This is a genomic window from Proteus vulgaris (genome assembly GCF_011045815.1).
Lineage (GTDB): Bacteria > Pseudomonadota > Gammaproteobacteria > Enterobacterales > Enterobacteriaceae > Proteus > Proteus vulgaris_B.
The window spans coordinates 392,227-412,500 of the sequence record NZ_CP047344.1; the positions used below are offsets into that span (position 1 = coordinate 392,227).

The 20,274-nt window shown below is 38.7% G+C and carries 20 protein-coding genes (1 of these 20 only partly in view); 16 read left to right on the plus strand and 4 right to left on the minus strand.

The annotated features are described in order from the left end of the window. Positions 1-59 precede the first annotated feature (59 nt). Positions 60-452, minus strand: coding sequence for a YidB family protein (locus tag GTH24_RS01960; RefSeq protein WP_072069498.1), 393 nt, complete (start codon positions 450-452; stop codon positions 60-62). Between the two features lie 436 nt (positions 453-888). Here GTH24_RS01960 and udp point away from each other — a divergent pair, with 436 nt between their 5' ends. From udp to tatC, 10 genes are all read left to right on the plus strand, one after another. Then, positions 889-1,647 carry a uridine phosphorylase gene (udp, locus tag GTH24_RS01965; RefSeq protein ID WP_023583501.1) on the plus strand — a complete coding sequence of 253 codons (759 nt, stop codon included), beginning with the start codon at positions 889-891 and terminating at the stop codon, positions 1,645-1,647. A 152-nt stretch (positions 1,648-1,799) separates the two neighbouring features. Next, positions 1,800-2,582, plus strand: a complete 783-nt coding sequence (locus GTH24_RS01970) for a tyrosine-protein phosphatase (protein WP_072069497.1) — start codon at positions 1,800-1,802, stop codon at positions 2,580-2,582. 71 nt (positions 2,583-2,653) lie between these two features. After that, positions 2,654-3,184, plus strand: coding sequence for a DedA family protein (locus tag GTH24_RS01975; protein ID WP_164525886.1), 531 nt, complete (start codon positions 2,654-2,656; stop codon positions 3,182-3,184). Positions 3,185-3,286: 102 nt separating this feature from the next. Further along, positions 3,287-4,627: a DNA recombination protein RmuC gene (gene rmuC, locus GTH24_RS01980; protein WP_072069495.1), complete on the plus strand. Its 1,341-nt coding sequence runs from the start codon at positions 3,287-3,289 to the stop codon at positions 4,625-4,627. Positions 4,628-4,710: 83 nt separating this feature from the next. After that, on the plus strand, positions 4,711-5,466 hold the full coding sequence (gene ubiE, locus GTH24_RS01985; RefSeq protein ID WP_072069494.1) for a bifunctional demethylmenaquinone methyltransferase/2-methoxy-6-polyprenyl-1,4-benzoquinol methylase UbiE: 756 nt from the start codon (positions 4,711-4,713) through the stop codon (positions 5,464-5,466). A gap of 1 nt (position 5,467) precedes the next feature. Then, on the plus strand, positions 5,468-6,109 hold the full coding sequence (locus GTH24_RS01990) for a ubiquinone biosynthesis accessory factor UbiJ (protein ID WP_072069493.1): 642 nt from the start codon (positions 5,468-5,470) through the stop codon (positions 6,107-6,109). After that, positions 6,109-7,746, plus strand: coding sequence for a ubiquinone biosynthesis regulatory protein kinase UbiB (gene ubiB, locus GTH24_RS01995; protein ID WP_072069492.1), 1,638 nt, complete (start codon positions 6,109-6,111; stop codon positions 7,744-7,746). Before GTH24_RS01990 ends, ubiB begins: the two co-directional genes overlap by 1 nt. 125 nt (positions 7,747-7,871) lie before the next feature. Then, complete coding sequence (gene tatA, locus GTH24_RS02000) at positions 7,872-8,141, plus strand: twin-arginine translocase TatA/TatE family subunit (protein ID WP_006535549.1); 270 nt, start codon at positions 7,872-7,874, stop codon at positions 8,139-8,141. Positions 8,142-8,144: 3 nt separating this feature from the next. Further along, complete coding sequence (tatB, locus tag GTH24_RS02005; RefSeq protein ID WP_072069491.1) at positions 8,145-8,663, plus strand: Sec-independent protein translocase protein TatB; 519 nt, start codon at positions 8,145-8,147, stop codon at positions 8,661-8,663. A gap of 3 nt (positions 8,664-8,666) precedes the next feature. Continuing rightward, on the plus strand, positions 8,667-9,455 hold the full coding sequence (tatC, locus tag GTH24_RS02010; RefSeq protein WP_072069490.1) for a Sec-independent protein translocase subunit TatC: 789 nt from the start codon (positions 8,667-8,669) through the stop codon (positions 9,453-9,455). A gap of 63 nt (positions 9,456-9,518) precedes the next feature. Here the strand turns inward: tatC and rfaH are convergent, their stop codons facing one another. Beyond that, positions 9,519-10,019: a transcription/translation regulatory transformer protein RfaH gene (rfaH, locus tag GTH24_RS02015; protein ID WP_072069489.1), complete on the minus strand. Its 501-nt coding sequence runs from the start codon at positions 10,017-10,019 to the stop codon at positions 9,519-9,521. A gap of 287 nt (positions 10,020-10,306) precedes the next feature. Between rfaH and pepE the strand changes: the two genes are divergently transcribed. The 3 genes from pepE to fre all read left to right on the plus strand — a co-directional run bounded on the left by pepE (position 10,307) and on the right by fre (position 13,338). Next, positions 10,307-11,032, plus strand: a complete 726-nt coding sequence (gene pepE / locus GTH24_RS02020; RefSeq protein ID WP_072069488.1) for a dipeptidase PepE — start codon at positions 10,307-10,309, stop codon at positions 11,030-11,032. 119 nt (positions 11,033-11,151) lie between these two features. Then, a complete protein-coding gene (ubiD, locus tag GTH24_RS02025) occupies positions 11,152-12,621 on the plus strand; it encodes a 4-hydroxy-3-polyprenylbenzoate decarboxylase (RefSeq protein ID WP_164526900.1) in 1,470 nt (489 codons plus the stop codon). 15 nt (positions 12,622-12,636) lie between these two features. Beyond that, the gene (gene fre / locus GTH24_RS02030) at positions 12,637-13,338 is read left to right on the plus strand and encodes an NAD(P)H-flavin reductase (RefSeq protein WP_072069486.1); all 702 of its coding nucleotides are present in this window, start codon (positions 12,637-12,639) and stop codon (positions 13,336-13,338) included. A 142-nt stretch (positions 13,339-13,480) separates the two neighbouring features. Here fre and fadA read toward each other — a convergent pair whose 3' ends face one another. Continuing rightward, positions 13,481-14,644, minus strand: a complete 1,164-nt coding sequence (gene fadA, locus GTH24_RS02035) for an acetyl-CoA C-acyltransferase FadA (protein WP_164525887.1) — start codon at positions 14,642-14,644, stop codon at positions 13,481-13,483. Between the two features lie 11 nt (positions 14,645-14,655). After that, positions 14,656-16,836 carry a fatty acid oxidation complex subunit alpha FadB gene (gene fadB / locus GTH24_RS02040; RefSeq protein WP_164525888.1) on the minus strand — a complete coding sequence of 727 codons (2,181 nt, stop codon included), beginning with the start codon at positions 16,834-16,836 and terminating at the stop codon, positions 14,656-14,658. 267 nt (positions 16,837-17,103) lie between these two features. Between fadB and pepQ the strand changes: the two genes are divergently transcribed. The 3 genes in view from pepQ to trkH are tightly spaced (at most 25 nt apart) and all read left to right on the plus strand, a layout consistent with a single transcriptional unit that may run on beyond the window. Further along, positions 17,104-18,438: a Xaa-Pro dipeptidase gene (pepQ, locus tag GTH24_RS02045; protein WP_164525889.1), complete on the plus strand. Its 1,335-nt coding sequence runs from the start codon at positions 17,104-17,106 to the stop codon at positions 18,436-18,438. Then, entirely contained in the window at positions 18,438-19,058 is a 621-nt protein-coding gene (locus GTH24_RS02050) for an IMPACT family protein (protein WP_072069482.1), read from the plus strand. Before pepQ ends, GTH24_RS02050 begins: the two co-directional genes overlap by 1 nt. A 25-nt stretch (positions 19,059-19,083) precedes the next feature. Next, on the plus strand, positions 19,084-20,274 hold the 5' portion of the coding sequence (gene trkH, locus GTH24_RS02055; protein WP_072064491.1) for a Trk system potassium transporter TrkH. Its footprint extends 261 nt past the window's final position; 1,191 of the gene's 1,452 nt are visible here — the first part of the coding sequence; the start codon lies at positions 19,084-19,086; its stop codon lies off the right edge, out of view.

The following is a 20,274-nucleotide window of genomic DNA, read 5'->3' on the forward strand; positions in this document are numbered from 1 at the left end:
CTCTTATAGGATGTAAGGGCAAACGCATTAAATAGGCACGATTAAAATAGTTGGTTTATTTAACCACCGAAAATCTTCGCTTTTAAAATATCCATCCCTGCGCTGACTAAATCTAAATCTTTAGGTACCACTCCATCAGGCGTCACTTTATCAATGAGTTTAGGTAGATATTGTGCCGCCATTTCAGAGGCTTCAGTTGCACTTAAATTAATCTTTGACGCAAGTTCGTTAATAACAGGCGATGAGAAAACAGTTACAATTTGTTCAGCACTGATAGGTAAATTTGTATTTGTACTTATCCAAGATTGGATTAGCTCACTTAAACCCGCTGTATCAAATTGCTTTATTAAGCCTTCAATGCCGCCTTGAGACTCAACCCAGTCGAGGACAGTTTTATATTGATTGATTTTTTCGCCACCTAGTAGGCTCGCAATTTGGTTAAATAAACTCATGATCACTCCAGTGACAAAATAGGTGTCACACATTAGATGTTAATTTTAAAGGCGGGTAGTGTACGTGAAGTTAGTATATTCATCTATACTCGTATGCTTCAAGCTGTAGTGTTGTTGATTATATTCACTCGCATTGAATTATTTAGAGTATATATATTGGGGTGTTTATATTCGATAAGGTGTTTATTGCATCTATACTAATTAATTAGAATGGATGTATGAGTATCTTGAATGATTGAAGTAAGCGAATATTGATAATGTATTTGCTGATAATGTATTTCGAATGCCATATTTCGTGATGATAATCACAATTTTATGAAATTGTTACTTTGTTTGGCGCCTTGTGGGTGATATTGGTCACTAAAAAGGTCTGTAAAGCTGATAAAGTAAGTCTTAATTTAATGAACATTGGTTTTGTCCCATTGAGGAGTCCGATATGTCTGATGTATTTCACTTAGGTTTAACCAAAAATGACCTACAGGGTGCCACTTTAGCAATTGTTCCAGGTGATCCTAAGCGTGTTGAAAAAATTGCAAAATTAATGGATAACCCTGTCCATCTGGCTTCTTTACGTGAATACACGTCATGGCGTGGTGAAATTGATGGCAAAGCAGTCATTGTTTGCTCAACGGGTATCGGTGGTCCATCTACTTCTATTGCAGTTGAAGAATTAGCGCAATTAGGTATTCGTACTTTCTTACGCATTGGTACAACAGGTGCAATTCAAGAACATATCAACGTAGGTGATATTCTTGTGACTACGGCCGCAGTCCGTTTAGATGGCGCGAGCTTACACTTTGCACCAATGGAATTCCCAGCAGTTTCTGACTTTGAATGTATGAATGCACTGTACAAAGCTGCTAAAGACAATGGCTCAACTGTACACGTAGGTGTAACTGCGTCTTCTGATACATTCTATCCAGGACAAGAACGTTACGATACTTATACAGGCCGTGTTGTTCGCCGTTTCAAAGGCTCGATGAAAGAGTGGCAAGAAATGGGCGTAATGAACTATGAAATGGAATCTGCAACATTATTGACAATGTGTGCAAGCCAAGGTTTACGTGCAGGTATGGTTGCAGGTGTTATCGTAAACCGTACTCAGCAAGAAATTCCAGATGCAGAATTACTGAAGAAAACAGAAAACAATGCACTTGGCATCGTTATTGAAGCAGCTCGTATTTTAATGAAATAAGCATTTTTAATTGAGTTCTAAAGCCCTTAATACAAAAGTATTAAGGGCTTTTTTTGTATGGTAATTCATCACGTTAATATGACATGACAACAGAAGATGATTTCTGTTAAGGTCTTTAAGAACTTAACAACATAATAATGAGAAGAGGCGTTATGACTGATATCTTACAAACACATCCTTCGGTGTTGCCTTTAGTTGGTGGGATCAACTTTCGTGATTTAGGTGGGAAAAAATTAAGTAACGGTGGTGTTATTAAACCTGGAATGCTCTTTCGCTCAGGCTCACTGGATAGATTAACCCATACAGATCAATCTCTTCTCGTCGATAGAAATCTTTTTCAAATCATTGATTATCGTGACGCCGGTGAAATTATTGATAAACCAGACCGGGTTTGGGAAGGGGCTCAATATTATCATGCACCTGCAAATCCATTATCAAAAGAAGTCTCCGCCAATCTTGAAAAATTGACACCTGAAATATTAGAGCAATTTGATGCTAAAGCATTTATGTTTCAGTTATATAAGTTATTACCTATTAATAATCCTGCATATAAACAACTGGCTACACTATTAAAGCAACCTGAAAAAGGGGGTGTAGTGCAACATTGTGCAGTAGGTAAAGATAGAACAGGCGTAGGTTCTGCATTAGTCTTGTTTGCACTCGGTGCTTCTTTAGATGTGGTGATGGAAGACTACCTACTTACGAATGAAACATTAGCCCCTTATCGTGCTTACCTCTTAGAAGAGCATGCTAAAACAATGAGTGAACATATTGTCGATAAATTTGCCTATGTTTATTCTGTACAAGAAGAGTTTTTACAAACGGCACTAACCAGTATTAATCAGCATTATGGCAACGTCGATACGTGGTTAGAGAAAGATATTGGTTTAGATACTGCAAGCCGAGATATCTTACAAAATTATTTTCTCGAATAATGAAGTGATTTATATTCGGTTAATCAGTCTGTTTTATTTTACTTAGGTTAACCGAATTTAAGGCCTCTATTTTGACAGTACAAGATATCATTCATACCATCACTCTCTTTGTAAAAGAGCACGAAATCTGGGCTATTCCTATCGTGTTCTTTCTTGCTTTTGGTGAGTCACTCGCTTTTATTTCTTTGTTGATCCCCGCAACTGTTATTTTATTGGGATTAGGGGCCTTAATTGGTGAAAGTGGCTTGTTTTTCTGGCCGATTTGGCTTGCTGCTGCATTAGGTGCTTTTTTTGGAGATTGGGTCTCGTACTGGGTAGGTTTCCACTATAAAGATGGTGTGAGAAACTTATGGCCAATTTCGCGATCACCACAAACGCTTGTTAGAGGTCATCAATTTTTTAATCGTTGGGGAATCTGGGGCGTATTTATTGGGCGTTTTTTTGGGCCTTTTCGTGCCATTGTGCCTTTAGTTGCGGGCATTTGTGCAATGCCACAGCGTTATTTTCAAATTGCTAATTTAACATCAGCCATGATCTGGGCATTTGGTATTTTGGCACCCGGTGCCTTTGGTTTGCAATGGCTTGCGAAATGGGTGGGATAATTGCGTCCTTTATCGCAAATCAAGTCACGATGTAAATTGTTGCTAGACAATATTATCTATGCGTTTTAACGTAGCCCGCTGGAAAGTAAAAAGGTCACTTTAGTGGATATTCAGTTGTTATATGGGATCATTGGTTTATTAGGCGGTGTACTGGTCGGTGGCGCGCTTGTTTGGTGGTCTATCCAGCAACGTCTAGCTGATAAAGAAGCCATGCTACGTGAAAACTACACACAGCTTGCCGTTGCCCAAGAAAAATCAGCAATTATCCCCTCTTTACAACAGCATATAGAGCAACTAGAGCAAGAATTGCGTGCTCAACGAGAAATTATTACCTCTCAAGAAGCAGAATTAAGAGAAGTGACAACGCGGTGGGAAGAGAGTCGAATATCTGCTGAAGAAAAACAGCGACTATTAGTCAATAGTGAGCAACGGCTTGCGACGCAATTTGAAAATCTGGCTAATCGTATTTTTGAACAAAGTGGGCGTAAAGCCGAAGAGTTAAATCGACAAGGGCTAACGCATTTACTGTCACCTTTTCGTGAACAACTGGAAAGTTTTCGACGCCAAGTTCAAGATGGTTTTGGGCAAGAAGCCAGAGAGCGGCATACCTTAGTTCATGAAATTCGCCAGCTTCAACAATTAAATGTCAAGATGGCACAAGAAGCGGTTAACCTAACAAATGCCTTAAAAGGGGACAATAAAGTCCAAGGTAATTGGGGGGAAACGGTTTTAGCGCGTATATTAGAGTCTTCAGGATTACGTGAAGGCCATGAGTTTGAAACACAGGTGAGTATTCGCCATGAAAATGGCGGTCGCTATCAACCTGACGTTATTGTGCATTTACCTCATGGTAGGGATGTCATTATCGACGCTAAAATGTCGCTGGTGGCATATGAAAAGTATTTTAGTAGCCATGATGATAATGAACGTAAACAGGCGCTTTATGCACATGTAAACTCAATTAGAACGCATATTAAAGGATTGAGTGTAAAAGATTATCATAAACTACCGGGTGTTACGTCTTTAGACTATGTTTTGATGTTTATACCCATAGAGCCAGCTTATCTTGTTGCGATTGGTCATTCTCCTGATTTGTTAGAAGAAGCATTGAAAAACAATATAATGTTAGTTGGGCCATCCACTTTACTTGTTGCTTTGCGTACAATAGCGGCATTGTGGCGATATGAATATCAAAGCCAAAATGCGCAAGAAATTGCGGACAGAGCGGCTAAAATGTATGACAAATTAAGACTTTTCGTTGATGATATGCAAGGGCTAGGAAACAGTATTCAAAAAGCGCAGTCTGGCTATTTATTGGCGATGAAAAAACTCTCTGAAGGTCGTGGAAATCTTATCAGTCAAGCGGAAGGCTTCAAATCCCTAGGGGTTGAGATAAAAAAAACGATTGATAATGATCTCATTGAAAAATCGACGTCTGATTGATTTGAAAAATAAAGAGATAAAGATTTCTGAAATAAGACCAGTACTGAATTTACTAAATTTTGATTAATTAGCGGGCAAATAATATGACTCAACAAACTAAGGAAACAACAGATTTTGGTTTCCAAACCGTTGACAAAGATGATAAACAAACCATGGTTGCAAGGGTTTTTCACTCTGTCGCGTCTAAATATGATTTAATGAATGACTTGATGTCTTTCGGTGTCCACCGCATTTGGAAACGTTATACTATTGAAGCAAGTGGTGTAAGACGTAATCAACGAGTTCTTGATCTTGCGGGCGGTACTGGTGATTTAACAGCTAAATTCTCTCGTTTAGTAGGTGAAAATGGAGAAGTTGTTTTAGCTGATATTAATGATTCAATGCTGAAAATGGGACGTGAAAAGCTACGCGATCACGGTATTGTGGGTAATGTTAACTACGTACAAGCGAATGCTGAAGAGTTACCTTTCCCTGATAACCATTTTGATTGCATCACTATCTCCTTTGGCTTACGTAATGTGACCGATAAAGCGAAAGCATTGCGTTCTATGTTTCGTGTATTGAAACCAGGTGGACGATTGCTGGTGCTGGAGTTCTCTAAACCGGTTCTTGATCCTTTAAGCAAAATTTATGATGCTTACTCTTTCCATATCCTACCAAAAATTGGCCAAGTGATTGTAAATGATGCTGAAAGTTACCGTTATTTAACGGAGTCAATTCGTATGCATCCAGACCAAGAAACTTTAAAAGGTATGATGGAAGAAGCGGGATTTGGCCAAGTGACCTATACCAACATGACTGGCGGTATAGTTGCTCTACACAAAGGATTTAAATTCTGAGATGGAAAAAGCCACTTTTTCTCATGATATTGCTACTCAAGTGCTGTATCCGCTGTTAACAGCATCAATGGAGACAGCTCTTAATCACGTTTTATATCAGGAAAATGTGCTTAAACCTGCCCGCAATCGCCTTGCGGGCAAAGTGTTGGCGCTTTCTATCAATGAGTTTCCTCGTTCCATCTACTTAGTCTTTAGCGAACAACAAGTTGATGTATTAAGCCAGTGGGATGATGAAACTGATTGTTTGATAAAAACAAAATTACTTACTCTGATTAAGCTTCGCGATCGCCAAAAAATGTCAGAATTGATCAATCGTGGCGATATCACTATTGATGGTGATATGCAGGTTGTTCAAAATTGGTCTGCATTGCTAGATATGGCGCAGTGGGATCCCGCGCAATATTTAGCACCGTATATTGGCGACATAGCAGCGCAAAGTTTGACTGTTGTTGCAGGAAAGGGCGTTCAGTTATTTTCTTCACTCTTGAGTCACCAAAAAGGTTATTTGCGTGATGCGTTAATTGAGGAGTGGAAAACCGCACCTAGTGCATTAGAAACAGTCCATTTTTATGATGAAATAGAACAACTTGCACAGCAAACAGCCGAACTAGAAAAACGGTTAGGCACATTGGAGAAAAAATAATGCTCCTTAGTGAGTTAAAGCGCCTCTATCATATTATTCAGGTATTCTTATCTTATGGGCTTGATGAATTAATTCCTAAACATCGAATTACTTTACCTGCAAGATTGGGATGCCGAGCACTCTTTTGGATCAAAAATAAGCATCCAGAAAAACCATTAGGTGAACGCTTACGACTCGCATTGCAAACATTAGGGCCTGTTTGGATTAAATTAGGTCAAATGTTATCAACTCGACGTGATCTCTTTCCTCCTCAAATTGCTGACCAACTTGCGCTATTGCAAGATAAAGTTGCCCCTTTTGATGGCAAAAAAGCACGACAATATATCGAAAATTCATTTGGTGGTCCTATCGACCAATGGTTTGATGATTTTGATGAAACACCTCTGGCTTCGGCTTCTATTGCTCAGGTTCATACAGCGAAATTAAAAGAAAACGGCAAAGAAGTTGTGCTAAAAGTTATTCGCCCCGATATCCAGCCTGTGATCAAAGCAGATATCCGTTTAATGTATCGCTTGGCAAATTTATTACCGTTTTTACCTGATGGTCGTCGTTTACGACCTAAAGAAGTGATCCGCGAATACGAAAAAACATTACTCGATGAGCTAAATTTACTGCGTGAAGCCGCTAATGCTATTCAACTTCGCCGTAATTTTGAAAATAGCTCGATGCTTTATATCCCAGAAGTGTATTCAGATTATTGCCATGAAAATGTGATGGTGATGGAACGTATTTACGGTATTCCCGTTTCTGATATTGAAGCGTTAAATGCACAAAAGACGAATATGAAGCTTCTTGCAGAGCGCGGTGTAAAAGTCTTTTTCACTCAAGTGTTTAGAGACAGTTTCTTCCATGCGGATATGCATCCTGGTAATGTGTTTATTAGTTATGATCACCCTGAAAATCCATATTATATCGGCATTGATTGCGGTATCGTTGGTTCATTAAATAAAGAAGATAAACGCTATTTAGCTGAGAACTTCTTAGCTTTCTTTAATCGTGATTATCGAAAAGTTGCAGAGTTACATGTTGATTCAGGTTGGGTGCCAGCAGATACCAATGTGGAAGATTTTGAATTTGCAATCCGTACCGTGTGCGAACCAATTTTTGAAAAGCCTCTGTCTGAGATCTCATTTGGTCATGTGTTGCTTAATCTGTTCAATACCGCACGGCGTTTTAATATGGAAGTACAGCCTCAATTAGTGTTGCTTCAAAAAACACTGCTTTATGTTGAAGGTCTTGGGCGACAACTGTATCCACAATTAGATTTATGGAAAACGGCAAAACCTTTCTTAGAAGATTGGTTGCATAGCCAAATTGGTATTACAGCATTAATGAATGGCATAAAGAGTAAGGCGCCTTACTGGATAGAAAAAATGCCAGAGATACCAGAGCTGGTTTATGATAGTCTGAAACAACATAAAAATATGAAGTTAACACTAGATAAATTGACGGAACAAATAAGTTCGCAAAGAGTCAAACAGAGACAGTCTCTATTTTTATTGGGTATAGGTACGACACTGTTTTTATGCGGTAGCCTGTTTTTTGTTTCTGGTTTTAAAACATTATTCAGTGTTTTTATCAGCTTAGGCCTTCTTGCATGGATTTTGGGTTGGTTTAGATCTGGTAATGCACAATAAAAACACATCAAAGTTTGTCTTTGAGCAAGTTAAAAGATGAATTCGAGATTCCCGAAAATTGAATTCGTTGTATATAATGGGCACTGTTATTAAGTATAACCCCGAAAATAGTTGAGGAACATAAAATGGGCGGTATTAGCATTTGGCAATTACTTATCATCGCTGTCATCGTTGTCTTATTATTTGGTACAAATAAACTGCGCACATTGGGCTCAGATTTAGGTGCATCAGTAAAAGGCTTTAAAAAAGCGATTGGTGACGAAGCTGCAGATAAAGACACCAACAACGCTGAAAAAACAAATAACGACGCAGATTTTGATACTAAAAATTTAGCGCAGAAGACTTCAACAGAAGAGAAGTCTACAACTGAGAGCAAAAACAAAGAGCAGGTATAAACCGTGTTTGACATTGGTTTTAGTCAGCTGCTATTGGTCATGGTGATTGGTCTTGTTTTTCTGGGGCCAGAACGTTTGCCCGTAGCAGTAAAAACAATTGCTGGCTGGGTAAGGGCGCTACGCTCTTTGGCTGCGAATGTACAAAATGAGCTAACTCAAGAACTTAAACTTCAAGAACTCCAAGAGAGTTTGAAGAAAGTTGAAGAGAAAGCAAATTTACAAACGTTATCGCCAGAGTTAAAAGCGTCTATGGATGAGTTAAAAGAGGCTGCACAGTCTTTAAAGCAGACTTATCAAGCACCTTCAACGCCAGACTCAACAACAGAGCAGTCTGTAAAAACCGACTCTACGGAACCTTCACCTTCTGATCTTGCTGCGCTTGCTGAAGCTGATGAAGTTAATGATGATGCTAACAGCCATAAACCTGTTGTGGCAGAAAGTGTTACAAAGACAGAAGTTCCTGTTACTAAGACAGTAACAATAGAGAAAAAAACAACTGATCAGGTCAATGGTGAGCATTAAAACATGGCAGTAAATGATACCCAACCGCTGATCAGCCATTTAATAGAACTACGCAAGCGTTTGATGTATAGCTTGGTTTCTGTTTTAGTGGTTTTTTTAGGGCTGGTTTATTTTTCTAACGATATCTATCAATTAGTCTCGGCTCCATTACTCGATAAGTTGCCACAAGGGTCAAATATGAGTGCGACAGATGTTGCCTCTACTTTTTTGACTCCGATTAAATTGACAATCATGGTATCTGTTTTTGCTTCTGTACCTGTTATCCTTTATCAGGTATGGGCTTTTATCGCACCAGCATTGTATAAACACGAACGTCGCCTGATGTTGCCGTTACTTGTTTCAAGTACGGTATTATTCTATCTCGGCATGGCGTTTGCTTATTTTGTTGTGTTCCCTCTTGCATTTGGTTTCTTTGTTAATACAACCCCTGAAGGGGTTAACTTTATTCCAGATATCAGTAAATATCTCAGCTTCGTGATGACGCTCTTTATGGCGTTTGGTGCGGCGTTTGAAGTACCTATTGCGATTATCTTACTGTGCTGGAGTGGTGTAACAACACCAGAAGCATTAAAGAAAAAACGTCCTTATATTCTTGTGGGTGCCTTTGTCGTTGGTATGGTATTGACGCCACCAGATGTTTTCTCTCAAACCTTATTAGCAATACCTATGTACTTACTGTTTGAAATCGGTGTCATGGTATCGCGTTTCTATGTGGGTAACGGCCGAAGAAAAACACCTGAAGAAGAAGCTGAGGAAGCAGAGGAAGAAGCTGAAACAGAACAGCAAAAATAGTTTTAGGAACAAGTTTCCTGAAATCATATGATATTAGCCCAGCAATAGCTGGGTTAACTTTTTCTAGGGAGACTCTTTTTTAAATTCTTTATTACTCACTGATTTTTTCACTTCGCTATTTAATATGTTTAAAAGCAAAATTGAGCGAGTCTCACCATCAGGTTCTTGATATATAGCTTGAATTCCTTGAAAAATACCCTCTGTAATCAATACGCTATCTCCACTATGAGGTACATTTTCTTCACTATAAGTGAGTGATGAAAGTTGAGGTATTTGTAATGTATCAATCACATCTTGAGGAACAGTGACAGGATATTGCCCAAAGCGAACAAACGAGCTCACTCCACGTGTTGAGTTAATGGTTGTGGTATGGATCACTTCAGGATCAAACTCGATAAAAAGGTAATTAGGAAAAAGAGGCTCGGTTACTGCTGTGCGTTTTCCTCTTACTATTTTTTCTATGGTAACCATTGGTGTGAAACAGCCCACTTGCTGACGTTCTAAGTGTTCGATAGCGCGAGGAACTTGTCCTCGTTTACAATACAGCAAGTGCCATTTTTTCATAATAGAGACAATAAGTTAGTTAATTTTAATTTAAGTGATAATAGCAAATTTATAATTATGGTAACAGTCATCTATTGGGTTTAAGTAAAAATAGCCTAACGTGGTTTTATACTGGAAAAAAAATAGAAAAGCTGTGTTCATACGCAATAAAAGAGGTCGTTTTTGTTACTTTCAATTGGATCTCAGATAGAGGTAACAAGTTGACAAAAAAGTGATGGTAAAAACAAGAAAAAGCTTTCAAGATAATTATCTTAGAGTTCTATTCATAATTATAAAGAGGTTCTGTAATGGAAGTTTTTTTATTAAGTAACGGAAAAATTGCCGGGGATCCACGATGGTTAAGTTATGCGAAAGATAATATCGATAACATGATCAAAAAACGTGGTATTCGTTCTGCTGTATTAATTGCCTATGCTGTTATTCGTTCTGATCATGACCAACGTGCTCGTGATTTATCAGAAGTGTTAGGTATTGAAGTGACTTGTATTGAGCATTTCGATTCAGAAGTTGACGCAATCAATAATGCGGAATGTATTTTAGTTAGCGGTGGTAATACTTGGTTATTAAACCAAATGCTACATGAAAAAGGATTAGTTGTTCCTATCCAACGTGCTGTCCGTGAACGTAATATTCCTTATATTGGTTGGAGCGCAGGTTGTAACGTTGCAACCCCAACAATTCGTACAACCAATGACATGCCAGTACGTTCCTCTGTTATCATGCCATCACTTGGCTTATTCCCTGTTCAAATTAACCCACATTACATTGATGCTTCTATTAGTGGTCATATGGGTGAAACACGTGATGAGCGTATTGCTGAGTTTTGTGCTATTAACCCTGAAGAGATTGTTGTGGCTATCCGTGAAGGGAGTTACTTATATATTCATGGTGAAGAATTACATTATTACAGCGCTAAAAATGAAGGTTTTAAAATCTTCCAACATGGAAAAACATTTCCTGAACAGTTTGATACTAAATTACTTTCAGAGTGGGTTCCATTCCGTTGTTTATAAGTATAGTAAACGCTATCAAATAAAAAGCATTGCATTTTAGTGAGTTATGCGTTTAGCTTATAGCGTCTCAAAGAGGGCATTGCCCTCTTTTCTTTCACTCACTGGCTCGTAAGATTATGATGAAATACCGCGATTTAAGAGATTTCCTTTCATTATTAGAAGAAAAAGGTGAATTAAAACGTATCACCTTCGAAATAGATCCCTACCTTGAAATGACCGAAATAGCGGACAGAACTTTACGTGCCGGTGGGCCAGCGCTGTTATTTGAAAATCCCAAGGGGTTTGATATGCCAGTGCTTTGTAACTTATTTGGCACACCAAAGCGTGTGGCTATGGGAATGGGGCAAGATGATGTTAAAGCTTTGCATGAAGTCGGCAAACTATTAGCATTTCTAAAAGAACCCGATCCACCGAAAGGCTTTCGTGATCTTTTTGATAAGTTGCCCAAGTTTAAGCAAGTTTTAAATATGCCAACAAAACGCTTGAGCAAAGCACCTTGCCAGGAAGTTGTTTTAACGGGTGATGATGTTGATTTAACAAAGATCCCTGTTATGCATTGTTGGCCTGAAGATGCAGCACCTTTAATTACTTGGGGATTAACGGTGACTCGTGGCCCACTTAAAGAGCGCCAAAATCTGGGTATTTATCGCCAGCAAGTGCTGGGTAAAAACAAAGTGATTATGCGTTGGTTATCGCATCGTGGTGGTGCTTTAGATTTTCAAGAATGGTGTCAAAAACATCCGGGTGAACGATTCCCTGTTTCCGTAGCATTAGGGGCAGATCCCGCTACTATTTTAGGTGCTGTAACACCGGTACCTGATACATTATCTGAATACGCTTTCGCAGGCTTATTGCGTGGAAATAAATCAGAAGTTGTAAAATGTCTTTCGAATGATCTTGAAGTGCCTGCAAGTGCTGAAATTATCCTTGAAGGTTACATTGAACCGGGAGAGCTTGCGCCAGAAGGACCATATGGCGATCACACAGGATATTATAATGAAATTGATTCTTTCCCTGTGTTTACCATTACGCATTTAACGCGCCGTAAAGATGCAATTTATCACTCCACCTATACAGGGCGACCACCTGATGAACCCGCAGTATTAGGTGTTGCACTTAATGAAGTGCTTGTTCCGATATTACAAAAACAATTTCCTGAAATTGTAGACTTTTATCTACCTCCTGAAGGATGTTCTTATCGTTTAGCCGTTGTGACTATGAAAAAACAGTATGCGGGTCATGCTAAACGCGTAATGATGGGAGTTTGGTCTTATTTACGGCAATTTATGTACACCAAATTTGTGATTGTTTGCGATGATGATGTCAATGCAAGAGATTGGAAAGATGTGATTTGGGCAATTACAACCAGAATGGATCCTGCGAGAGATACCATTATGATGGAAAATACGCCTATTGATTATCTTGACTTCGCTTCACCTGTTTCAGGATTAGGATCAAAAATGGGTCTTGATGCGACCAACAAATGGCCTAGTGAGACAGATAGAGAATGGGGTAGACCTATTGTGATGTCTGATGAAGTTAAGCAACGAGTCGATACTATTTGGGAACAGCTCGATATTCTTAAATAATAACAGAGGAACAACATGGCAATACTGAATTGTAAAGTCTCACTTGTTGAGCCGATGACAGATACGGTTTATCGGGTAAGGCTATTACCCGATGGCGAATTTGATTTTCAGGCTGGGCAATATCTTTTAGCTGTTATGGATGAACGTGATAAACGTCCTTTTTCTATTGCATCTATACCTGAAAATAAAGACTTTATTGAACTTCATATTGGTGCGTCTGAACTCAATCTTTATGCGATGGCTGTGCTTGATGTGATTTTAGAAAAACAGCAACTCACCATTGATATTCCTCATGGAAATGCATGGTTTAAAAAAGAGAGTCAGCGTCCTCTACTATTAATTGCTGGCGGCACAGGTTTTTCTTATACCCATTCAATTTTACTGGCAGCATTAGCTGAAAATCCACAGAGACCTATTACAATTTATTGGGGGGGAAGAGAAAGCATTCATCTCTATGATCTCAATGAATTACAAGAATTATCAGAGTTGCATCCTTCTTTAACCGTTGTCCCCGTAGTTGAACAACCCGATGAAACTTGGCGAGGCAGAAAAGGTACGGTATTAACTGCAATAAGCGAAGATTTTGGTGATTTATCAGAATATGATATTTACATTGCAGGGCGTTTTGAAATGGCCAAAATAGCCAGAGAGCGCTTTTGTAATGAACGTAATGCAGATAAAACACGCTTATTTAGCGATGCGTTTGAATTTATTTGATAACGTTTTTCCACGTTATTATCGATTTTGTTTTTAAAACCATAAAAAAACCCGCCCCTGACGGCGGGAAAATGGTTTCTAACCATGCAATCGAAAAGAAGACTTTCATAATGATAAGAACGTGGATATACCGAATATCGCATTAAACACGTTCTATAATCGTTGCAATACCTTGCCCTAATCCAATGCACATTGTGGCTAAGCCAAATTGTGCATCTTTACGTTCCATAATATTGAGTAACGAGGTTGTTATACGTGAACCAGAGCAACCTAAAGGGTGTCCTAAGGCAATTGCACCACCGTTTAAATTAATCTTGTCATCTAGACTTTCTAGCAAATTCATTTTCTTCATACAGGCTAATGATTGTGCTGCAAAAGCTTCATTGAGTTCAAAAATATCAATATCACTGAGTGTTAATCCTGCTTTCTTCAATGCAATTTCTGTCGCAGGAACTGGGCCATAACCCATAATTGCGGGATCGCACCCTGTAACAGCCATAGCTCGAATAACAGCCCGAGGCTTTAAGTTGTGCTCTTTAGCATAACGTTCACTGGTGATAAACATCGCTGATGCACCATCCGAAACTGCGGATGAATTTCCTGCTGTTACAGAGCCAGTTGCGGGATCAAATACAGGTTTTAGTTGCGCTAAATCATCAAGACTTGGGTTATAACGAATAACTTCGTCATTTTTAACATTGATGAAATTACCCGTTGCATCATGACCATTGATAGCCACTATCTCATTATCAAAATAGCCTTGTTGTGTTGCAAGAGCTGCTAAATGGTGAGAACGATAAGCAAATTTATCTTGGTCTTCACGTGAAATTTGAAATGATTTAGCTAACATTTCTGCGGTTAAACCCATAGAAAATGAGGCCTTAGCAACAGAAAGATTGAGAGATGGATTGAAATCCGCATTATAAGTCATTGGCACATGACCCATATGTTCAACACCACCAATTAATGCCACTTGGCTATCACCAAGCATAATTTGGCGAGCGCCATCATGTAATGCTTGCATTGATGAACCGCATAAGCGATTAACCGTGACAGCTGGCACTTTGTGAGGAAGTTCGGCTAATAATGCAGCGTTACGTGCAATGTTGAAACCTTGTTCTAAGGTTTGCTGTACACAACCCCAAATCACATCGCCAATATCATTAGGATTAATATTAGGATTACGTTTTAGTAGTGCTTGCATCAGGTGAGCAGAGAGATTTTCTGCTCTAACATGGCGAAAAGCACCACCTTTAGAGCGTCCCATAGGAGTACGAATACCATCAATTATGACAACCTTTTCCATTTCATCTCTCCTTAAGCGAGTTCTCTGATGTTAACATCTACTTTTGTGGGTTTTGGATAATAGGTTTCGTTGTGTTGTGCTTTTTGTTTTAAGCTTTCAGGGATTTGATAAAGTGCCCCTAATGACGCATATTGCTGTGCATCTGCAACAAATTTCGCTGTTCCAATAGTATCGAGGTAACGGAATACACCACCACGGAAAGGAGGGAAGCCTAAGCCATATACTAGTGCAATATCAGCTTCGGCTGGTGAAGCAATAATACCTTCATCTAGACAACGAATAACTTCATTGATCATTGGGATCATCATGCGAGCAATAATCACGTCTTGGCTAAACTCTTGTGCTTTACCCGCATTTTGTTGAATGAGTGTTTGAATTTGTCCATCAACTGATTTCTGTTTTTTACCTCGTTTATCAACCGTGTAATTATAGAAACCATGATTATTCTTTTGCCCATATCGCTGTTGTTCATATAACAGTGCAATAGTATCGCGTTCAATAGTTCCCATTCTGTCAGGAAAGCCTTGAGCCATAACAGCTTGAGCATGATTAGCAGTATCAATACCCACAACATCAAGTAAATAAGCTGGGCCCATTGGCCAGCCAAATACTTTTTCCATCACCTTATCAACAGCAATAAAATCAGCACCGTCTCTTAGCAATAGAGAGAATCCTGCAAAATAAGGAAAGAGGACTCGATTTACAAAGAAGCCAGGGCAATCATTAACAATAATCGGTGTTTTGCCCATTTTACTTGCATAACTTACAATACGATTAATAGTCTCTTCACTGGTTTTTTCACCTTTAATAATTTCCACTAAAGGCATGCGATGGACTGGATTAAAGAAATGCATACCACAGAAATTTTCTGGGCGTTTTAAGGATTTTGCGAGCAATGAGATAGGTATCGTTGAGGTATTGGAAGCAAGGATCGCGTTATCTGCTAATAATGCTTCTGTTTCTGCAAGTACAGTTGCTTTTACTTTTGGATTTTCAACAACGGCTTCAACCACAATATCTGCATCGCTAACAGAGGTATAATTTAGTGTTGGTTGAATAGAGGCGAGTGTTTTTGCCATATCAACAGCGGTCATACGACCTTTTTCTTGGCGTTTTTGTAATAGGCTTAGTGCTTCATTCATACCCAGTTCAAGGGATTTTTGGTTAATATCTTTCATAATAACCGGAATACCTTTTAAGGCTGACTGGTAGGAAATTCCACCGCCCATAATGCCTGCACCTAATACAGCTGCTTGTTTAGGTAATTCTGCATGCCGTTTTTTCGTGATATTTTTGACATACTGATCATTGAGAAAAATACCGACTAAGGCTTTAGCAACATCAGTGCGCGTGAGTTTGACAAAACTTTCGGTTTCAAGAGCAAGTGCTTCATCTCTATTTAAAAATGCTGCTTTTTCTATGGTTTTAACTGCGGTGATAGGCGCTGGATAATGAGAGCCAGCTACTTTCATCACCATGCCTTTAGCTACACTAAAAGACATCTTATGTTCAAGTTCTGTCAATCTTAATGGCGCTGTTTTCGGATAACGAGCGGCCTTCCAATCAATCTTACCGTCAATGGATTGTTCTATTAGCGAAATTGCACTCTCTTTTAAGTTTTCCAGTGGAACAATAGCTTGGATCAACCCATTTTGAAGTGCCGTTTGAGCATCAATATCTTTACCCGCAGTAATAATTTCTAATGCATTATCGACACCAATTAAACGGGGAAGACGTACTGACCCACCAAAACCGGGCATGATCCCAAGTTTGGTTTCTGGAAGACCAATGCGTAAATCGGGGGATGCAATTCGGAAATCGGTAGCAAGTACACATTCGCAGCCTCCACCAAGTGCATAACCATTGATAGCAGAGATGGTGGGAACTGGGAGATCTTCGAGTCGGCTAAAGATTTGATTAGAAAAGTGTAGCCACTGAGTCAATTCTTCTTCAGGGGCATCAAATAGGGATAAAAACTCAGTGATGTCAGCTCCGACAATAAAGGCAGGTTTTTCAGAACGTAAAATAACACCTTTTAGATCTTGTGTTGCCTCTAATACAGTTAAAGCTTCGCTTAGCATCGCAACTGTTTTGGTATCTAATTTATTAATAGAACCTTTGGCGTTAAAAACGAGTTCAACAATACCTTGTTTCACCCAATCGACTTGAATATTTTCGCTTTGATAGAGCATTTGTATTCTCCCTAAAAGTATAGACTGGTATGACCAGATAATAAGAGTGTGAATACAATGTTAAATAAATGCAAATAATTGATTAAAAAACTGCAAGGAGGATCACAGTGAAATTATTTAACTTGTTGAATTTTATATCGTTGCTCTATTTGATAAAAATAAGTGAGATAAATCGCTAATAATCTATTTTTGTTATGGCATTAGCTACTAAAAGAGTTGGCGTGTTAAGCTGAATCATTAACAATGAATAAGATAAGGTAATTAATAATGGAAAAATTGCTCTCTCTGTACCAAGAACATATCAAAACTCTACAAAATCGTACGCGTGATGCTTTATCCAGACACCATCTTGATTCCGTATTAATTCATTCTGGTGAGCCTATTCGTATTTTTCTTGATGACAGTGATTACCCTTTTAAAGTTAACGCACATTTTAAAGCATGGGTACCTGTGACTGATGTACCTCATTGCTGGTTATTAGTTGATGGTGTTAATAAACCAAAATTATGGTTTTATTCTCCAGTTGATTATTGGCATAGTGTTGAAGCACTACCAAGTAGCTATTGGACGCATGAAATTGAATTAATTCATCTCAAAAATGTTGATGATATTCAAAAAGAACTTGCTCCTTATATTAATAAGAATACTGCTTATATTGGCCCAAATACGCAACGTGCTGAATCATTAGGTGTGAGTATTGATAATATTAATAATCAATCTCTTCTTAATTATTATCATTACTATCGTGCCTATAAGACAGGTTATGAATTAGCCTGTATGCGTGAAGCTCAGAAAATGGCAGTGAATGGACATATTGCTGCACGCGAAGCTTTCCAAGCAGGATTAAGTGAATTTGATATTAATATGGCGTATTTAATGGCAACAGGTCATCGTGATACCGATGTACCTTATGGGAATATTGTTGCATTAAATGAGCATGCGGCTGTGTTGCATTACACAAAATTAGATCATGAATCACCAGATGAATATCGTAGTTTCCTTATTGATGCTGGCGCAGAATATAATGGTTATGCTGCTGATATAACTCGTACTTATAGCGCAAAAGAAAATCATGAATTTACGTCTTTAGTTAAAGATATGAATGATGCTCAACAAGCGCTGATCGCAACGATGAAAGCGGGTGTACGTTACACAGAATACCATGTTCAAATGCATCAGCGTATTGCTGGATTGCTCAATAAATACGGTATTGTGAAAGGTGTTAGTGAAGAAGATATGGTGAGTGCTGGCTTAACGACACCATTTTTGCCTCATGGTTTAGGACATGCTTTAGGTCTACAAGTTCATGATGCTGCTGGGTTTATGCAAGATGATAAAGGAACTCATTTAGCTGCTCCTGCTATGTATCCATTCTTACGTTGTACACGTATTATTGAACCTGGCATGGTATTAACGATTGAACCTGGATTTTACTTCATCGATTCTTTATTAGAGCCTTGGAAAGATGGGAAATACAGCACTTATTTTAATTGGAAGCAAATTGAACACTTCAAACCCTTTGGTGGCATTCGTATTGAAGATAATATTATTATCCACGATAACAAAATTGAAAATATGACCAGAGACTTACACTTAGCCTGATGAAAGCGTATTTGATCCCCGCTGAAACTGTAGAGTTCAGTGAAGAAATAAAGAAAAGCCGTTTTATTACATTTATTGCTCACACTGAGGGCATTGATGCAGCTAAAGCCTATATTCAGTCTATCAAAGAGCAATTTCCTGATGCCCGACATCATTGTTGGGCTTTTGTTGCTGGTAGGCCAGATGATTCGCAACAATTAGGATTTTCTGATGATGGTGAACCAACAGGTACTGCGGGAAAACCTATTCTAGCTCCCCTCTTAGGAAGTGGAATGGGAGAAGTAACCGCAGTGGTTGTTCGGTATTTTGGCGGGATCAAATTAGGAACAGGCGGGTTGGTTCGTGCTTATGGTAGTGGTGTTCAGCAGGCATTAAAAATATTATCTACAAAGACAAAAGTGCCACAATTACGCTTTAATGTGGAGTGTGAATATTCACTTGTTTCATTACTTGAACAAGTCGTTGAACAATATCAAGGGCAAGTGCTCTCAAGTGAATATACTGATAAAGTCACATTTATCCTTTCATTGCCAGCTGTACATAGTAGTGAAGTGGAAATTAAACTACGCGATATGAGTCGTGGCAGTATGCAATTAATCCCATTAGATAAAAATGAATAATCTTTGCTACCAAGGAAATCGCTAAATGCATTTTCGTTCAATAACCCGTATTGTCGGACTGCTCGTTATCTTATTTTCTGTCACGATGATCATTCCTGGTATTGTCGCGTTAATATACCGAGATGGTGCCGGACGAGCATTTAGCCAAACATTTATTGTCGCATTGATCATTGGGTTAATGCTGTGGATCCCCAACCGACATAAGAAAAGTGAGCTGAAGCCTAAAGAGGGCTTTCTTATTGTGGTTTTATTTTGGACTGTATTGGGCAGTGTGGGAGCATTACCGTTTATTTTTTCTGAGCAACCTCACCTTTCTATAACAGATGCGTTTTTTGAATCTTTTTCTGGGCTTACTACGACAGGAGCTACAACCTTAGTAGGGCTAGATTCCTTACCTAAAGCTATTTTGTTTTATCGCCAAATGCTTCAATGGTTAGGGGGGATGGGGATCATTGTATTAGCAGTCGCTATTCTTCCTCTTTTAGGTGTTGGGGGAATGCAGCTTTATCGTGCAGAAATGCCGGGGCCATTGAAAGATAATAAAATGCGACCTCGAATTGCAGAAACAGCAAAAGCACTGTGGCTTATTTATGTCTTGCTTACCATCATTTGTGCTTTAGCATTATGGATTGCAGGCATGGATGTATTTGATGCTATTTCTCACAGCTTTTCAACTATTGCAATTGGCGGGTTTTCTACTCACGATGCTAGTATTGGTTATTTTAATAGCCCAACTATTAATATCATTATTGGTGTATTCCTTTTAATTTCTGGGTGTAACTTTGGCTTACACTTTGCTGTATTAACAGGAAGAAGTCTTAATATTTATTGGCGTGATCCTGAATTTCGTATGTTTATCTCAATTCAATTGGGATTAGTCATTATCTGTAGCGGTATTCTTTGGCTTTATTCTGTATATGATTCAGGATGGATAACCATAAATCAGGCCTTTTTCCAAGTTGTCTCTATGGCGACAACTGCTGGTTTTGCAACAGACAGTTTTGCACAATGGCCGGCATTTCTACCTCTTCTATTATTATGCTCAGCTTTTATTGGTGGGTGTGCGGGATCAACAGGTGGTGGATTAAAAGTGATCCGTATTTTACTTTTATTCTTACAAGGGAATCGTGAATTAAAACGTCTTGTTCACCCGAATGCAGTTTATACCATCAAACTTGGTCATCGAGCATTACCTGAACGTATTATTGAAGCCGTA